The 389-nt window shown below is 69.9% G+C and carries 1 protein-coding gene; it reads left to right on the top strand.

Going from position 1 to position 389, the window contains the following annotated elements; genetic code table 11:
• On the top strand, nt 1-287 hold a 287-nt coding region (locus IH25_RS38240; protein ID WP_037656469.1), incomplete at its 5' end, for a phage terminase small subunit.
• Between the last annotated feature and the right edge of the window lie 102 nt (nt 288-389).

Here is a 389-nt window from a genome sequence, read left to right as displayed (position 1 = left end):
CCACCGACTGGTACCTGTCTCTGCAGGAGTCCGGGCAGGCCGTCTTCTACGAGCCTTCCGACTGGGCGATGGCCCGGTACGCGGCGGAGCTGATGTCCCGCGGTCTGTCGTCGGACCGGCCGCCGAACGGTCAGTACGTCTCGGCGCTCGACAGCGTGATGGCCCGCCTGCTCACCACTGAGGGGGATCGGCGCCGGGCGCGGATCGAGCTGGAGCGAAAGCCGGCCGGTCCGCAGTTGGCGTCGGTGAAGCCGCTGGACGCTTACCGTGACCTCGCTGGTGGCTGACGAAGCCGTCCCGGAGGTCGTCGAGCCGTTCACGATCGGGCCGACGTGGAAGCGTGGCCCGGACGGGCGCTTCCTGCTGCCGGAGTTCACACTGGGCTGGCA

Source organism: Streptomyces achromogenes subsp. achromogenes, assembly GCF_000720835.1.
Taxonomy (GTDB): Bacteria; Actinomycetota; Actinomycetes; order Streptomycetales; family Streptomycetaceae; genus Streptomyces; species Streptomyces achromogenes.
The sequence above is the reverse complement of the archived record's forward strand: the minus strand, read 5'-3'. Positions and strand labels throughout refer to the sequence as shown.